Genomic DNA, 16024 nt, shown 5'->3' with positions numbered 1-16024 from the left:
TGGGCTGTCTCTTTTTTTAAAATGCGCCGGGGCCTCACACCCCCAAATAACCACCCCCCCCCCCCGCGCCGCCCCCCCGGCCCCCCCGCCCCCCCCTTCTCCACTTCTACGTAGGGATATACGTAGACATGTGCGCACCCGTGTGCGTATAGTTCTACGTAGGAGGAGACAAGCGATGCCGAACAAGACGATCTACGTGTCCGACGACGACCTACCGCTGTACAAGCGGGCCCAGGAGCTGGCCGGGAACCTGTCCTCGGCGATCTCGATCGCACTTCGCAAGTACGTCGAGATGGAGGAAGGCCGGTTCGAGGGGTACGAGGAGATCACCGTGCGGGTGGGCCGGGGCACCGGCCGCAAGCAACGGTTCTCCGGCGTACTGCTCGCCGAAGGCGGCCGGTCGAGCAGTTCCGGGTACGAGGCCTTCAAGGTCTACCGCAGCCGGACCGGAAAGTTCGTCCTGCACGCCGACCGCCGCAGCCAGTTCAAGCAGAACGCCGACGACGAGCGCTTCCTCACCGGGTGGCGCTCCTGGGTCGGCAACTGGAGCAGCGACCAGTCCTGGAGCATGGCGCAGGGCGAGGCCACCCTGCACGTCGTGGACACGGTCGACGAACTCCGCGAACTGATCCCCGAGGACCTCTACCAACTCGTCGAGGAGGCCGCTGATCAGCCCGCGGTCGAGGATCTCGACATCTAACTGAACCCCACCCCACCACCGGGCACCGACAGTTGGCCGTCCGGCTGGTGCCGCACGCCCAAATCCTCCTTGCAGACCCGTCAACCACCCCGGGTCAGGTCCGCCCTGCCCGAAATCACCCAAGGATCACTCATGTCAGCAGCGATCGACGTCCGCGGACTGCGCAAGTCCTACGGCGAGAAACTCGTGCTCGACGGCATCGACCTGAACGTTGCCGAAGGCACCATCTTTTCCCTGCTCGGCCCGAACGGCGCCGGCAAGACCACCGCGGTGCAGATCCTGTCCACGCTGGTCGCCGCCGACGCCGGCGAGATCCGGGTGGCCGGCCACGACCTGCACCGGTCGCCCGAAGCGGTTCGTGCCGCGATCGGCGTCACCGGGCAGTTCTCCGCGGTCGACGGTCTGATGACCGGCCGCGAGAACCTCATCCTGATGGCCGATCTGCACCATCTCGGCAAGCAGGAGGCGCGGCGCCGGGCGGACGAGCTGCTCGAACAGTTCGACCTGGCCGACGCGGGCAAGAAGCTCGCGTCGACGTACTCGGGCGGTATGAAGCGCCGGCTCGACCTGGCCATGACGCTGGTCGGCAGCCCGCAGATCATCTTCCTGGACGAACCGACCACCGGTCTCGACCCGCGCAGCCGGCACCGCATGTGGACGTTGATCCGCGAACTGGTCGCCGGCGGCGTGACGGTCCTGCTCACCACGCAGTACCTGGAGGAGGCCGATCAGCTCGCCGACCGGATCGCGGTCCTCGACCACGGCCGACTGGTCGCCCAGGGTACGGCGGAAGAACTCAAGCGGCTCGCGCCGGGCGGGCACATCCGGTTGCGGTTCACGTCTCCGGAGGAGTTCAACCTCGCGGGTCAGGTGCTGCCGACCGCCGTACCGAATCCCGAAGCACTGGTTCTGCAGGTGCCGAACGACGGCAGCGTGCACGCGCTGCGCGACCTGCTGGCCCGGATCGACGACGCCTCGCTCGAGGTCGACGAACTGACTGTCCACACCCCCGACCTGGACGACGTGTTCTTCGCCGTCACCGGTCAGCCCAAATCCGAAGAGGTGACCGCACGATGAGCACTTCCGCAACCGTCCGCCCGATGGCCGACATCGGCACCATGCTGCGCCGCAACCTGCGGCACGCCCAGCGGTACCCGGGCCTGTCGCTCGGTGCCCTCGGGATGCCGGTGATCATGATCCTGCTGTTCGGTCTGGTCTTCGGCGACACCTTCTCGGCCGGGCTCGGCGGCGGAGGCGGGAGGGGCGAGTACATCAACTTCCTGACCCCGGGCATTCTGCTGATGTCGATCGCGTCCGGGACGATGTCGCCCGCGGTCGCCGTCTGCATGGACATGTCCGCGGGCATCGTGGCCAGGTTCCGGACGATGGCGATCTTCCGGCCGGCCGTGCTGACCGGACACGTGCTGGGCAACGTGCTCGTGACGATCGTCAGCCTCGCCCTGGTGGTCGGCTTCGCGGTCCTGATCGGGTTCCGCCCGAACGCGTCGATCGGAGAATGGCTGCTGGCGGCTGTGCTGCTGATCGGGCTGACCGTCGGCCTCACCTGGTTCGCGATCGCGCTGGGGCTGACCAGCAAGACACCGGAAGGCGCGAGCAACGTCGTACTGCCGATCAGCCTGTTGCTGCCCTTCCTGAGCAACACGTTCATCCCGCTGGAGGCGATGCCGAGCGGAATCCGGTGGTTCGCCGAGTACCAGCCGTTCACCCCGATCATCGACAGCCTGCGCCACCTGCTGCTGGGTACGCCGATGGACAGCAGCAGCGGCTGGCTCGCCGCCGCCTGGTGTGTGGTGATCGCGGTGGTCGGGTACTTCTGGGCCCAGTCCAGCTACAACAAGGGGACCGTGGCCTAGGAAGGTGCGCCCAGGAGGTTCGCTCGGGTACGGATGTGGGCGGGGACCAGTAGGTCGCAGTCAGGGTTGTTCTCCGGTTCGCCGGCGACGACGTGGAGCGGGATCACGCCTGTCCAGTAGGGCAGGTCGAGGTCCTGCTCCTCGTCGTTGGCGGGTCCGGAGCGGGTCTTCACCGAGGCCTCGGTGAGTGACAGCGCCAGCACCGATGTCTTCGCCAACTCCTTGCGGTTCGGTGGGCGGACGGCGAGCGACCGGCCGGGGACGAGGTGGTCGACGATCCGGTTGAGGGCGTGCAGCTTCTCGTCCGGATCGGTGAGCAGCCGCGGTACGCCGAACACGACCGCGGACCGGTAGTTCACCGAGTGGTGGAACGCGGACCGGGCCAGCACCAGCCCGTCGGTGTGCGTGATGGTGACGCACACGGTCTGCTGCGGCGCCGCGACCACGCTCCTGGCCGCGACCGAGCCGTGCAGGTACAGCTCCCCGTCCGGTCCGCGGTCCAGGTCCACGCCGTACGCCGTCGGCAGCACGAGCGGATCGCCGTCGACCACGACACCGAGGTGGCAGAACATGCCGTCGAGCAGTACGTCGTACAGCGCTTGCCGCTCGGTGGCGGCACGTTCCTTCGAACGACGCAACGAGGTCCGGGCAGTCGACTGCAACGGCGTAGTGGTCATGTAACTAGGTTCAACCGTGAGTGGACTGGCGGCACGGGCCATTCCGCATCGAATCAGCTAGTCCATTCGCGCAGTGGGACGGGCTGGCTGATCACGTGGCGGCGCCGGGTCGGCAGGCCCAGCGTCGGGTTCTCCGTGCCCCAGGCGGCGCCCTTGCAGATCAGCTCCTTGTAGACGGCGGCCACGTGCCCCCGCAGAGTCGCGTTGACGGCGCGGTCGTCGCTGGTGACGTACTGGATCAGTCCGTCCTTGCGCCCCAGCGAGATGCACTGGTTGAAGTAGGCCAGCGGCGCGTGCGGGAGCTTGCCACCGGTCAGCCGGGCCGCGATCGAGTCCGCGGCCTGCCACGCCATCGGCTGACCCGAGGCACACGACATCCGCAGCGGCTTGTTCTTCGAACCCATCGCGTACGCCGCGTCGCCGACGGCGTACACGTCCTGGTGCGAGACGGACCGCATGGTCCCGTCGACCGCGATCCGCCCGGTGTCGCTGACCTCCAGCGAGGTCGCCTGCACGATCGGGTGTACGGCGAACCCGGCCGTCCACACCGTCACCGCAGCGGGGATCGCGCCGCCATCGGCCGTCAGCAGCTGATCCGCGTCGACGCGCGTCACCGCCGCGTTCTCGTGCACGGTGATACCCAGCCGGTCGACGACCTTCCGGAGGTGCCGGCGTCCCTTGGGCGACAGCCAGTCGCCCAGCTCGCCGCGGACGGCGAACGCGACGTCGAGATCCGGCCGCGACTCGGCGAGCTCGGTCACGAACTCCACGCCCGTGAGGCCGCCACCGACGACCGTCACGGTCTGTCCGGCAGTCAGCGACGTCAGGCGCTCACGCAGCCGAAGCGCACCGGGACGACTCGCGATCTCGTAGGCGTGCTCCGCGACACCCGGAACGCCCTGCGGGTTCCAGCGGCTGCCGAGCGCGTACACGAGGGTGTCGTACTCCAGCTCTTCCATGTCCAGCTCTTCTGTGTCCAGCGCGACCGTCTTGCGGTCGACGTCCACCCCGGTGACGTGGGCCAGCTTCAGTACGACGCCAGTGCCGGCGTACATCTTCTCGAACGGACGCAGCTTGAGGTCCCGGCCGGTGGCCACCTCGTGCATGCGGACCCGCTCCACGAAGTCGGCTTCGCCGTTCACGAGCGTGATGCTGACCTCGTCGCGGTACAGCCGGGCGGCGAGGCGGCCGGCGGCGACGGCTCCGGAGTACCCGGCGCCGAGAACTACGATGCGGTGCGTCATCTTCGGACTCCTGTCTGATGCGTTGTCGCCCTTTGAACCGGGCAGGCAGGCGTTTCATGACAGGAACGCGTTGTGAAGCAGGTCACAGGATGGTCGTCAGCGGTTCCCCGTGATCGGACGCGGCGAACAGTTCGGTCGCGCGCGCCAGCTTGTCCGGGTTCGCCTGGGTGCGCACGGCGGTCACACCGTCGGCGGTGACCTCGAGGCACATGACACCGATGACCTCGCCGTTCACGACCACCACGAGGGCGGGCTCGCTGTTGGCCGGCCAGGCGTAGACGTCCGCCGGACCGCCGACGTACACACGCTTCGCCTCGGTCGGTTTGAACAGGCCGCGCAGGAAGCGGGCGACCGCGAGCGCGCCTTCGACCGCGGTGGTCCGGGCCGGGACCTTGCCGCCGCCGTCGCCGACCGAGATCGCGTCGGCGGTGAGCAGCCGCACGATCGAGTCGGTCTGGCCGCTGGTGGCCGCGGCGAGGAACTCGTCCACGATCCGCCGCGCCACGGCCTCGTCGACCTCGGTGCGCGCCCGGCCGTCCGCGAGGTGCTGCTTGGCGCGGCGGAAGATCTGCTGGCTGGATGATTCGCTGATCTCGAGGATCTCCGCGATCTCCCGGTGCGCGTAGTCGAACGCCTCCCGCAGTACGTAGACCGCCCGCTCGTTCGGCGACAGGCGCTCCATCAGCGTGAGTACGGCGTACGACACCGACTCGCGCTGTTCCGCGGTGTCCGCCGGGCCGAGCATCGGGTCACCGTCGAGGAGCGGCTCGGGCAGCCACTGGCCGACGTACGTCTCCCGCCGCGCGCGTGCGGACGCGAGTTGGTTGAGGCAGAGGTTGGTGAGCACCTTCGTCAGCCACGCCTCGGGGACCTCGATCCGGGCGATGTCCGCGGCCTGCCAGCGCAGGAACGTCTCCTGTACGGCGTCCTCGGCCTCACCCGCCGAGCCGAGCAGACGGTACGCGATGGCCTCGAGCCGACGCCTGGACGCCTCGAACCGAGACACGTCCTCCGCGGTCATGACCATGCTGCGATCCTAGTGTGCGTGCAGAGTTCGCTGCCGCTGACGATCGACCGGGACGCGGGACTGCCGTTGCACCTGCAGCTCGCGGAACAGTTCCGTGCGGCAGTGCTGGACGGGCGGCTCCAGGCCGGTCATCGGCTGCCGTCGACGCGCGATCTCGCGCGGGAGCTCGGCGTCTCGCGGTCCGTGACGCAGGCGGCGTACGACCAACTGCATGCGGAGGGGTGGATCGAGGGGCGCACGGGCGCCGGCACCTTCGTCACGGACGTGGTCCCGTTGCAACCCGCCGTACGACGTCGCGCGCCGCACCGACCCAACGCCGACGCGGAACTCCTGACGCTGCGTCCCGGCATCCCGTACATCGCCCCGACGCCTGACCCGGGCTGGCGGCGAGCGTGGCGTGAGGTGTCCACCCAGTCACCACCGCGCGGGTACGACGACGCAGCCGGGCTTCCCGCACTGCGCGCCGCGCTCGCGGACCACGTCGCCCGGGTCCGCGGAATCGCGTGCGGCCCGGAGAACGTGCTCGTCACCAACGGCACCGTCCACGGGCTGCGGCTGCTGCTCACGGTCACGCGGGAACCCGGCGACCGGATCGCCATCGAGGATCCCGGGTACCTGAACGCGGTCGTCGCCGCCCGCGACCACCGGCTCGAGATCGTCGACGTACCGGTCGACGAGGACGGCCTGCAGGTCGACGCGCTGACCGACGCCGCGGCCGTCTACGTCACGCCGTCACACCAGTACCCGCTCGGCGGCCGGCTGCCCGTTGCCCGACGCAACGAGTTGGTCCGCTGGGCACGCCGTACCGGGAGCCTGCTGATCGAGGACGACTACGACAGCGAGTTCCGGTACGACGTCGCGCCGTTGCCCGCTCTCGCGCAGCTGGACCTGGAGCGGGTCGTCCACCTGGGGACGCTGTCGAAGACGCTGAGTCCGGCGCTCCGACTCGGCTGGCTGGTCGCGTCCGAGGCGATGGTGGATCGGCTCGCCGCGTTCCGGGCCGACTCCGGCGACTGGCCCGGCTGGCCGATGCAGGCCGCAATGCTCGCCATGCTCCGCGACGGGTACCTCGACCAGGCCGTTCGCCGCGGACGCCGGCTGTACGCGGACCGTCGTACCCACACGTGTGCGGTCCTGTCGCCGTACGGTCAGATCGTCGGGCAGGACGCGGGGCTGCACATCACGCTGCTGCTGCCCGACGACGCCGACGATCTACGGATCGCCGCCGCGGCCCGCGAGGCCGGCGTCGTGGTCGCCCCGCTGTCCGAGTACCGCCGTACCGTCCCGGGCCCACCAGGCCTCGTGATCGGCTACGCGACCCCGTCAACATCCGACCTGCACCGAGCCCTAACAATCCTGACCAAAATCCTCACCCGCCCCTAAGGACCACCCCACCACACACGAGCGGATATCCGGCTCTTGTGACTGCTGTGTGGGTGGTCGACGAGTTCCAGGGCGGCGGCGGGGCTTGGTGTGATGTGCACGCTCGACAGGAGGTGTCGAGTGGACGGGTAGTGCACCTGAGCGTGAACGCGCCCGTGCGTACACCGTCTCACCGGTGCACTACCTGTCGAGCGTGCACATAACCCCCGGCGCGAGCACCCGTTCCGCCACCGGCCCGATCACCCAGCCACCCGTCCGCCAGAAGAACGGATATCCCATGGTGTTGTGGGTTCTCCCCTCTAGCACCAACGGAGAACCCACAACGCCGTCGGATATCCCCTCGTATGCGGGGCCTCCGGTCGTGCTTGGTCGGGCCCGGCCGGCGGGATGGACCGTGCGGTGCGTGCGGTGGTGCGGTGCGGCGGACGAGCGGTGGTGTGGTGCGGCGGGGGCTGGAGACAGGAGCTGGTGGGGGAAGGCAGGGAATGTCGGGTTCCAGGTCTCCACGGTCTGTTGCGAGTCACCGGATGCCGCCACCGACGCCCACGCATCTGACCGGAGCGGCGGATATCCGGTCTTCTGCCGGATGGGTGGGTGTTGTGGTGCCGGCTGGGTGATCGGGCTGGTGGTGGCACGGGTGCTCGCGGCGGGGTGGTGTGCACGCTCGACAGGTAGTGCACCGGTGAGACGGTGTACGCACGGGCGCGTTCGCGCTCAGGTGCACTACCCAGACGACCGACACATCCTGTCGAGCTGCAGACCACACCAGGCCTGGCACCCGTCGACCACCGCGCACCGGCCACGGCAGCGAAGATCCGCATCACGTCAGTCGCCGTTGAGAGGGTCGAGGTACCAGACGACGCCCCAGCGGTATTTGACGGGGTTCGGGAAGGTGCCGTTGAGCTTGCCGAGGCTGTTGATCACGGTTGACGTGCCGTTCGTGTGGCCGACGGCGTACACATAGCCGGAGCCGGTGTCCTTGTCGATGCCGAGCAGCAGCGTGCCGTAGTTGCCGCACTTGCTCGTGACCATCGCTTCGAAGCCCTGCCACGTCTTCGTGCGGACCGGCGTGACGATCGGCTTCATCGGCGACGTGATCGGGATCCGGATCGTGTAGAGCGCACCGCCGCGGGTGTTCGCGAGGAACGTGTCGTACGTCGGGGTCTTGCTGATCAGCACCATCGACTTGACCGCCGCGAACCCGGGCGCCGACCCGGCATTGCGCCACCCGCCGCCGACCGTCCAGCGGAACAACGTGCCGTCGTTGCGCAACCCGTACGCCATCCAATGCCAGATCTTGCTGTTGGGCTGCTCGAAATGCGACACCTCGAACGCGGTGAAGTTCGCCCAGCCGCCGCCGATCCGGCTGGTCTCGTCGATCCCCGCGTTCAAGTTGTAGGACCGGAAGTACAACGCGTCGCCTTGCACCACGTAGCCGGAGCGGTCCACGCCGGCGACGTTGGGCTCGGCCTCGAACGTGGAGCTCAGCCGAACCTGGCCCGCCGGGAAGACGGACGGGCCGACCGCGCCCGGGGTGGTCATCGTCGGCGGCGTACCAGCCGTGACCGTGGCGCCCGTCTGCGCACCGGACGGCGCGACCGAGCCGGCACCGATCCGGCACGCCTCGCTTGCAGCTCCTGACGCGGTGACCGCCGCTTGGGCCGGAGGTACGAACGCGGCGGCGGTCAGTGCCACCACCCCCGCAATGCTCGAGACAACGCTGCGTCGGTTCACGGGGGTCCCTCCCAGATCCGGTGCTTCCACAGACCTTGATGCGGGCCGGACCGGGAAGGTTATGGATTCAGCGGATTCTCTGCGAGTGGCGGTTGGACGACCGGGGTGTCGCCGTCCCAGGTCAGGTGCGAGAGCCACATCGTGCGGCCCTTCGGATCGGTGCCGACCTGCGCGGGATCCCATGCGTGGTAGACGAACCAGTTGCCGAGGACCATGTTGTGGCCGGGGCCGGCTGCGTCGGGGGAGGACTTCAGGATCGGATCACCCGTCTTCATACAAGGACCGATCGGCGATTCGCACAGCGCATGACCGACGGCGTACGTCGCCTTGTCGAACGCGTTGCCGGAGTAGAACAGGTGGAACTTCCCGTTCCGTTCGACCATGTACGGCGCCTCGACCAGACTGCCCTCCCACGGCAGGTCCTGCTTGATCATCCGATGCACCGGACCGGTCAGCCTGAGACCGTCCGTGGACAGCTCGGACACGTAGATCCAGGTGTCGACGCCGATCGCGTTGCCGTCGTTCTTCCAGTACAGCCAGCGCCGGCCGGTCGAGTCCTGGAACGGCGACGCGTCGATGGAGCCGCCCTCGTCGGGCTGACTGATGAGCGGCTTCATCGATTTGTCGACATATGGACCTGTGGGGGTGGACGCCACCGCGACGCCGACGGCCTGCCGATCCGCCGCCCGTGAGGTGTAGTACATGACGTACCGGTCGGGCGTGTGGACCGCGACCTCCGGCGCCCACACCCGTCCGGGGGACGTCCAATCCGGTAACGACGGCAGCGCGTCACCCACCGGTTCCCACGACACCAGGTCGCGAGAGGTCAGCGTTTGCACGTTACCCAGCGGACCGTTGGTCGCGAAGGCGTAGTAGTCGTTGCCGACCGCAATGATCTGCGGATCGGCGAAGTTGCCGTCGTACACCGGATTGGAGAATGCCATCTACTTGCTCTCGTAGAACTTCAGGTAGTCGAAGGTCGCGACCGGCGGCGGGTTCGCGCCGGTGAACTCGCCGTGTGCGTAGAGGCCGATGCGAGCCGCGTCCGGCAGCACCCACGACGCGCCCCAGGTCCAGTTCTTCCCGTCCACCGACGTACCGGCTCGGTAGACATGCTCACCGGCAGCGTTCTGGTGGTACGCGAGCCGCATCCACAAGGTCGGAGCGGAGCGCCCGATCGCGGCCGCGCCGTACGACGTCGCGCCGTCCGACGGCCGTGCCACGAGTTCCCGCCCGTACTCCGTTTGGCGGGTCTTCCAGATCGCCACGCTGCCGAGTCGCGCGAAGTCGCTGTCATTCAGGTACGCGATCATCCCGGCCTGCTGGTAGTTGCGGACGTCGCCCTGCCCCGTGTCGAGGTGGAGCTTGGTCTCCGCGATCCAGCTGGTACCGGCCGGTGTGGTGTGGAACAGCAACCCGGCGTTGTTCGACGTACCAGTCATATCGGCGTTCTCCAGCGGCCACGACAACTTGCCGTCAGCAACGGTCGCCTTGTCGTCCTGGCGCACCCACGACCAGTCCGCACCGAGCGGACCGTTGAAGTCGTCACTGGACAACAGATCCCCGGTCCGCGGTACGTCGGCCAGCTTCGTGACCGGCTTCGCCACCGGGCGGACGGTCAGGTTGTCCACCTCCGCCGACCCGATCCACCGCACCGGCGCCGCCTTCAACTGCACCCCGGGCAGTTGCGCCTCCGCGTAAACATCGCCTAGCCCCGCGTCGTTCAATCGTGCCGTGACAGTTGATTCAGAGGCTTGCACGGACAGCTTGTTCCACTGGGTGCGATCGAAGTCGGGCGGCAGGTTGACCGACGTCGTACGGCGACCGACCGTCAGCGTCACGCGGTTGTTCGCGACCGTCGCCACCACCTGATTGCCCAGGACCGTGGTGAACGAGCTGCCGAGTCGGACGTCCGCCTCCACCCGGAGCGAGCCGGCGGGTGCCGCGGCGCGGGTCTGGGCCGCTCCGTTGATGCTCGCGGTCCGGCCGCCGAGCGAGTCGCCCGGTTGTCTGATGGCGCCTTGGAGCCCCGACGCCGGGTCGGTCGAGTCGATGCCGAGGGACGAGCCTGTGGTCGGCGCGGGGACCGGGCCCTCGGACGGGCCGAGGCCGGCGCGGGTGCGCGGCCAGCCGTTGACCCAGTCGATCTTGTCGATCAGCATCGGGCGCCGGTTGATCCCGAACGGGTTCGTCAACCACGGCGTACCGCGGTCGATCGCGTGATAGACGATGTGGTCCTGTCCGGCCGCGTCGGTGATGAACGCGTGGTGGCCGGGGCCGATCCACTTGTTGCCGTTCTGCGTGATGACCGTCGTACCGCCGACGCGGGAGTCGGTCAGCGCCGCGCCGTCGGCGTCGACGAACGGGCCGCGTGGGGAGCGCGAGCGGCCCGCGAAGACGGAGTACCCGGTGGTCGGGCCGGCGCAGCAGTTCATCGACGAGCCCATGAAGTAGTACCAGCCGTCGCGGTAGACGACGTACGAGCCCTCGTAGCGGTCGCCGATCGTGACCTGCGTCGGCTCACCGACCGCGTGCATTCCGTCGGCGCTCAGTTCGGTGACGGAGATGCCGCCGTAGAAGCCGCCGTAGTACAGGTACCGCTTGCCGTCCGCGGCGGTGAGCATCGCCGGGTCGATGGTGCCGAAGAAGCCGCCGTTGCCGTCCGGTTTCGGGGCGACGACCGGGCCGCCGGTCGCGGTCCACGGTCCCGCCGGGGTCGAGGCGGTGGCCACACCGATCGCGGGATCGCCACCGGGGTTGGCCGCGGTGTCGGTGACGGTGAAGTACATGACGTAGTGACCGTCGAAGTACCGGATGTCGGGTGCCCAGAAGAACGAGCCGGGCGCGGCCCAGGCCGGCTTGGTCTGGTCGTCGAAGACCGTGCCGAGGTACTCCCAGGAGCTGAAGTCCTTGGTCCGGGCCATGTGCATCAGGCCGAACGCGCCGTTCGCCACCAGTGGATCGGAGGTCGCGTACGCGTACCAGTAGCCGTCGCGGCCCTGGATGATCGACGGGTCGGCGAACGTGTCGGCGAAGCTGGAGCTGATCGGGTTGGTCGTGGTCGCCACAGGTGCGGCGGTCGCAGCGGAGGTGCCGGCTGCCACGGCAGCCACAGTCAGGACTGCGGCAAGGAGTCGTTTCGAAGGCACGGGCGGGTCCCCTCTCGAATCAACTGCTGAGTTGAATCACGTGCCACGATGCGGGCGGCAGCGTGGCACGGCAGACACCGTCGACGACCTCGGTGGCGTCGACGGTCCGGGGCTGGACCCGGTCCGGATCGTCCGCGGTGTTCACGGCGGAGCGATCCTCGTCGTACAGGGCAAGGTGCCGGATCACTCGCCCGGACACCGGGATTTCCAGGTCGATCTTGTCCGTCTCGCTCCGGTTCACCACGAAGATCGCGGTCTCCCCGGTGCTTTCGTCGTACGTCGCTGTGCTCCACAGCGCCGGGATCCGGCCGAAGGCGGCCGTGTCGATCTCGGGACCGCCGCTCACGCCGGTCCGCAGCACGGTCGGACCGGCGTACTGCGCGGTCAAGGCGAACGGGTAGAAGATCGTCTGCCGCCACGCGCGCCCACCGGGCTCGGTGCGGATCGGTCCGATCACGTTCACCAGTTGCGCGAGGCAAGCGATCTTCACCCGGTCGGCGTGCCGGAGCAGCGTGATCAGCAGGCTGCCGACGACCACCGCGTCGTCGACCGTGTAGGTGTCCTCGATCAGCGGACCGACCTCGCGGATCGGCAGGCCGAGCTCGCCGGGGAAGTGCTGCTGGTACCAGACGTTCCACTCGTCGAAGGACAGCGTCAGCTCCTTGTCGCTGCGCTTGAGCGCCTTCACGTGGTCGGCGGTCGCGATCACCGCGGAGATCATCCGGTCCATCTCCTCGGCGGCCGCCAGGAAACTCGCCTGGTCGCCGTCGCGCGGCTCGTAGTACGCGTGCAGGCTGATGTGGTCGACCAGGTCGTAGGTGCGCTCCAGGACGACGCGTTCCCAGTCGCCGAACGTCGGCATCCCGGCGTTGCTCGATCCGCAGGCGACCAGTTCGAGGCCGGGATCGACGCGGCGCATCGCGTTCGCGGTCTCCTCGGCGAGTCGCGCGTACTCCTCGGCGGTCTTGTGGCCGATCTGCCACGGGCCGTCCATTTCGTTGCCCAGGCACCAGATCCGGATGTCGTGCGGCTCCGGGCTGCCGTTCGCGACCCGGCGATCGGCCGGCGCGGTGCCGGCCGGCAGGTTGCAGTACTCGAGCAGGTCGACGGCCTCGCGGATCCCGCGGGTGCCGAGATTGACCGCCCAGATCGGCTGTACGCCGGCCTTGCGCGACCAGGCGACGAACTCGTCGGTGCCGAACTGGTTCGGCTCGATCGCCCGCCAGGCCAGGTCGAGCCGCCGCGGCCGCTCGTCCTTCGGCCCGACGCCGTCCTCCCAGTCGTAGTTCGAGACGAAGTTCCCGCCCGGGTAGCGGATCGCGGTCACGCCGAGCTCCCGAACCAGCTCGAGCACGTCCTGCCGGAACCCGTCCGCATCGGCGGTCGGATGCCCTGGCTCGTAGATCCCCGTGTAGACGCAACGTCCCATGTGCTCGACGAACGATCCGAACACGCGACGGTCCAGGTCGCCAACGACGAACGCAGGGTCAACCACGAGCCGCGCCACAGGGCCTCCCCAGAGTCGTTTACAACGTTTAACGTGGATGTCTACAACGATTGACATCCCCTGTAAAGACCTCACCACCTCACCCCATTTCCCCGGCCGACCCACCAACTCGCGGGTTCCACACCCTGAGTGCGGCTCACAAACCCCCCGAACTGATGGGTCAGCCAGGCAAATCGGCACGGGACTCGGCGCGGTGGATCGGCGCGGTGGATCGGCGCGGCTGGTGGTCGGGCGGGAGGGGTGCTGGGCGTGGCACACTCGGGCGACGGGACGGTGACTGGAGGTTCTGCGATGGCGACCAGGCTGAGTGACGTGGCCGCGCGGGCCGGTGTGTCGGTGAAGACCGTCTCGAACGTGATCAACGACTACCCGCACATCACCGCGCGCACCCGCGCCAAGGTCGAGGACGCGATCGCCGCGCTGGACTACAAGCCGAACGTCAGCGCCCGCTCGCTGCGCAAGGGCCGCTCGGACTTCATCGCGCTGGCGATCCCGGAGATGGGTTCGCCGTACTTCGCCGAACTCGGAGCCGAGATCAGCCGGGCCGCGAAACGTCGCGGGATCACGGTGCTGATCGACCAGACCGAGGGCGAGTCGGCCGCCGAGCGGTTCGTCCTGGACGGCATGCGTGGACAGCTGATCGACGGCATCATCTTCTCCCCACTCGCCACCGCCCCGGCCAAGCTCACCTCGGCGGATACCGGGAAGCCGCTGGTCCTGCTCGGTGAACGACCGGCCGGCGGCCAGTTCGACCGCGTCGCGGTCGACTCGGTGCAGGCGTCGTACGACGCGACCACGCATCTGATCTCACTCGGCAAGCATCGGATCGCGGCGATCGGCGTCGGCGGGACGAGCACCGGTGCGGTACGGCGGAAGGGGTACCGGAAGGCGCTGAAGGTAGCCGGGATGCCGCACGACACTGCGCTCGAGCTCGCCGGCACCGGGTACCACCGGCTCGACGGAGCCGCGTCGATGCGCGAACTGCTCGCGCTGCCGGAGCCGCCGGACGCGGTGTTCTGCTTCAACGACCTGCTCGCCCTGGGCGCCCTGCGGACGCTGGCCGACGCGGGCCTGCGCGTACCGCAGGACGTCGCTGTGGTCGGCTTCGACGACATCGAGGACGGCCGGTACCACTCGCCGTCCCTCACCACGATCTCACCCGACAAGGAGTGGCTCGCCGACAACGCAGTAGCTCTCCTCCTCGACCGAATCGCCGGCAACGCCGAATCAACCCACCGCGACCTCACCGTCCCGTACACCCTGAAGATCCGCGAGTCGACCGCCGGCTGACACTCCGTACTCCGGTCTCCTGCCGCGGAGCACCACCCACACATCAGTGGATATCCCCTCGCGTTGTGGGTTCTCCGGTGGTGTACGAGGGGAGAACCCCCAACACGAGCGGATATCCACTCGCGTAGGAGAGGCGCGGGTCGTACTCCGCCCAGCGCAGCCAGCAGGTTGTCGTGCAACCGGCGGGTTTGTGCAGCCGGTGGGTTGTTGTGCGGCTGGATGGGTTGAATGCGTCAGCGGTTTGGGAAGCCGGCTAGTTGTTTGGCTAGGGCGGTTTGGGGCTTGGTGACTCGGCCGATGAGGGTGAGTACGGCGTTGCGGAGCGGGCGGATCGCGGGTGGGACGTTCGCGAGGCGCGTGAGGCGGTGGGCTAGGCCGATCACCCGGACCGCCTCGGCGCGGCAGTTCGTGGCGTACGCGTCGAGGCCCGACTCGTCTCCGGCCAGCGCGGTCGAGACTGCGTCCGCCAGGGTGACCGCGTCGCGCAGACCGAGGTTCATGCCCTGACCGCCGGCGGGGCTGTGCGTGTGGGCGGCGTCGCCGGCCAGCAGCACGCGGCCGGCGCGGTAGTTGTCCGCCACGCGCTCGTGGATGCGGAACCGGGAGCCCCAGACCACCTCGGTGACCTTCGGGTGCGCCTTCCGCGGACCGCGGTCGGCCAGCAACCGCTGCGCGTAGGCGAGATCGGGGTGCTCCGGTGCGTCGTGCACCTCGGCGACCAGGCGGAAGCTTCCGTCCGGCAACGGCGCCACCACGAGCAGTCCGGCAGAGGCGAAGTACAGCGCGACCTCGTCGACCGGCAGGCCGCCGTCGACGCGTACATCAACCAGGCTGCACGAGATCTGCAGGGTGTTGCCCGGCATCCGCAGTCCGGCGAGTTCGCGGATCGTGCTGTTCATTCCGTCGGCTGCCACGACGTACTGCGCCTTGATCACGTCGCCGTTGTCGAGCGTGACCTCGGCACCGTCGGCGGTCTGGGTCAGGCCGGTTGCGGCGTACGGACGGAGCACCGAGCCGCCGAGCTCCTCGAGGCGTTCGAGTAGTACCTGCTCGGTGACCGGCTGGGGGATCATCGTCACGAACGGGTAGTCGGTCGGTAGGTCCGCGAAGCCGACCGGGATCAGCTTGCGGTCGCCGGCGCGGATCGCGAAGTTCTCGAGCTCCAGGCCGAGGTCGACGAGCCTCTTGGTGACGCCGAGCTGCTCCAGCACCTCCAGCGTCCGCGGGTGGATCACGCATGCCCGCGAGGTGTTCGCCCCAGCCGCCTGCTGATCGACCACCACCACGTCATGTCCGTGCAGCCGGAGCCCGACTGCCACGGCGAGCCCGACCGGACCCGCACCCACCACCACAACCTCTGTTTGCTGCGGAGTCATCGTCGCTCCTCTCCCCACCCCGACTGAAGCGGGGGCTTGTTGTTTATCAACGCTTGTTGACTT

Annotated in this window: 13 protein-coding genes; 5 read left to right on the top strand and 8 right to left on the bottom strand. The window is 68.6% G+C overall.

The genetic code is table 11. The annotated features are described in order from the left end of the window. Positions 1-175: 175 nt before the first annotated feature. The 3 genes from ACWF0M_RS16015 (at position 176) to ACWF0M_RS16005 (ending at position 2574) form a co-directional block, all read left to right on the top strand. The gene (locus ACWF0M_RS16015; protein ID WP_452236412.1) at positions 176-700 is read left to right on the top strand and encodes an EXLDI protein; all 525 of its coding nucleotides are present in this window, start codon (positions 176-178) and stop codon (positions 698-700) included. 132 nt (positions 701-832) lie between these two features. Continuing rightward, a complete protein-coding gene (locus ACWF0M_RS16010; protein WP_452236411.1) occupies positions 833-1777 on the top strand; it encodes an ATP-binding cassette domain-containing protein in 945 nt (314 codons plus the stop codon). After that, on the top strand, positions 1774-2574 hold the full coding sequence (locus tag ACWF0M_RS16005; RefSeq protein ID WP_452236410.1) for an ABC transporter permease: 801 nt from the start codon (positions 1774-1776) through the stop codon (positions 2572-2574). Before ACWF0M_RS16010 ends, ACWF0M_RS16005 begins: the two co-directional genes overlap by 4 nt. Here the strand turns inward: ACWF0M_RS16005 and ACWF0M_RS16000 are convergent. From ACWF0M_RS16000 to sigJ, 3 genes are all read right to left on the bottom strand, one after another. Beyond that, on the bottom strand, positions 2571-3251 hold the full coding sequence (locus ACWF0M_RS16000) for a pyridoxamine 5'-phosphate oxidase family protein (protein WP_452236409.1): 681 nt from the start codon (positions 3249-3251) through the stop codon (positions 2571-2573). The two genes, ACWF0M_RS16005 and ACWF0M_RS16000, sit on opposite strands and share 4 nt — an antisense overlap. Positions 3252-3304: 53 nt before the next feature. Beyond that, positions 3305-4495, bottom strand: coding sequence for an NAD(P)/FAD-dependent oxidoreductase (locus ACWF0M_RS15995; protein ID WP_452236408.1), 1191 nt, complete (start codon positions 4493-4495; stop codon positions 3305-3307). Between the two features lie 82 nt (positions 4496-4577). Further along, positions 4578-5522: an RNA polymerase sigma factor SigJ gene (sigJ, locus tag ACWF0M_RS15990; RefSeq protein ID WP_452236407.1), complete on the bottom strand. Its 945-nt coding sequence runs from the start codon at positions 5520-5522 to the stop codon at positions 4578-4580. An 18-nt stretch (positions 5523-5540) separates the two neighbouring features. On the opposite strand from sigJ, the gene pdxR reads away from it, so the two are divergent. Continuing rightward, positions 5541-6905, top strand: coding sequence for a MocR-like pyridoxine biosynthesis transcription factor PdxR (gene pdxR, locus ACWF0M_RS15985; RefSeq protein WP_452236406.1), 1365 nt, complete (start codon positions 5541-5543; stop codon positions 6903-6905). Between the two features lie 825 nt (positions 6906-7730). On the opposite strand, the gene ACWF0M_RS15980 is transcribed toward pdxR, so the two are convergent. From ACWF0M_RS15980 to arfA, 4 genes are all read right to left on the bottom strand, one after another. Continuing rightward, a complete protein-coding gene (locus ACWF0M_RS15980) occupies positions 7731-8603 on the bottom strand; it encodes a hypothetical protein (protein ID WP_452236405.1) in 873 nt (290 codons plus the stop codon). Positions 8604-8698: 95 nt separating this feature from the next. After that, complete coding sequence (locus ACWF0M_RS15975) at positions 8699-9583, bottom strand: glycoside hydrolase family 43 protein (protein WP_452236404.1); 885 nt, start codon at positions 9581-9583, stop codon at positions 8699-8701. Further along, positions 9584-11788, bottom strand: coding sequence for a family 43 glycosylhydrolase (locus ACWF0M_RS15970; protein ID WP_452236403.1), 2205 nt, complete (start codon positions 11786-11788; stop codon positions 9584-9586). It abuts the gene before it with no gap. A 19-nt stretch (positions 11789-11807) separates the two neighbouring features. Then, entirely contained in the window at positions 11808-13295 is a 1488-nt protein-coding gene (arfA, locus tag ACWF0M_RS15965; RefSeq protein WP_452236402.1) for an arabinosylfuranosidase ArfA, read from the bottom strand. A 291-nt stretch (positions 13296-13586) separates the two neighbouring features. Here arfA and ACWF0M_RS15960 point away from each other — a divergent pair, with 291 nt between their 5' ends. Further along, the gene (locus ACWF0M_RS15960; RefSeq protein WP_452236401.1) at positions 13587-14585 is read left to right on the top strand and encodes a LacI family DNA-binding transcriptional regulator; all 999 of its coding nucleotides are present in this window, start codon (positions 13587-13589) and stop codon (positions 14583-14585) included. Between the two features lie 233 nt (positions 14586-14818). Here the strand turns inward: ACWF0M_RS15960 and ACWF0M_RS15955 are convergent, their stop codons facing one another. Then, complete coding sequence (locus ACWF0M_RS15955) at positions 14819-15961, bottom strand: FAD-dependent oxidoreductase (protein WP_452236400.1); 1143 nt, start codon at positions 15959-15961, stop codon at positions 14819-14821. Positions 15962-16024: the final 63 nt, after the last annotated feature.

It is taken from the genome of Kribbella sp. NPDC055110, from assembly GCF_053607525.1.
Note: the sequence above shows the minus strand (reverse complement) of the source record. Positions and strands in the feature narration are given on the sequence as shown.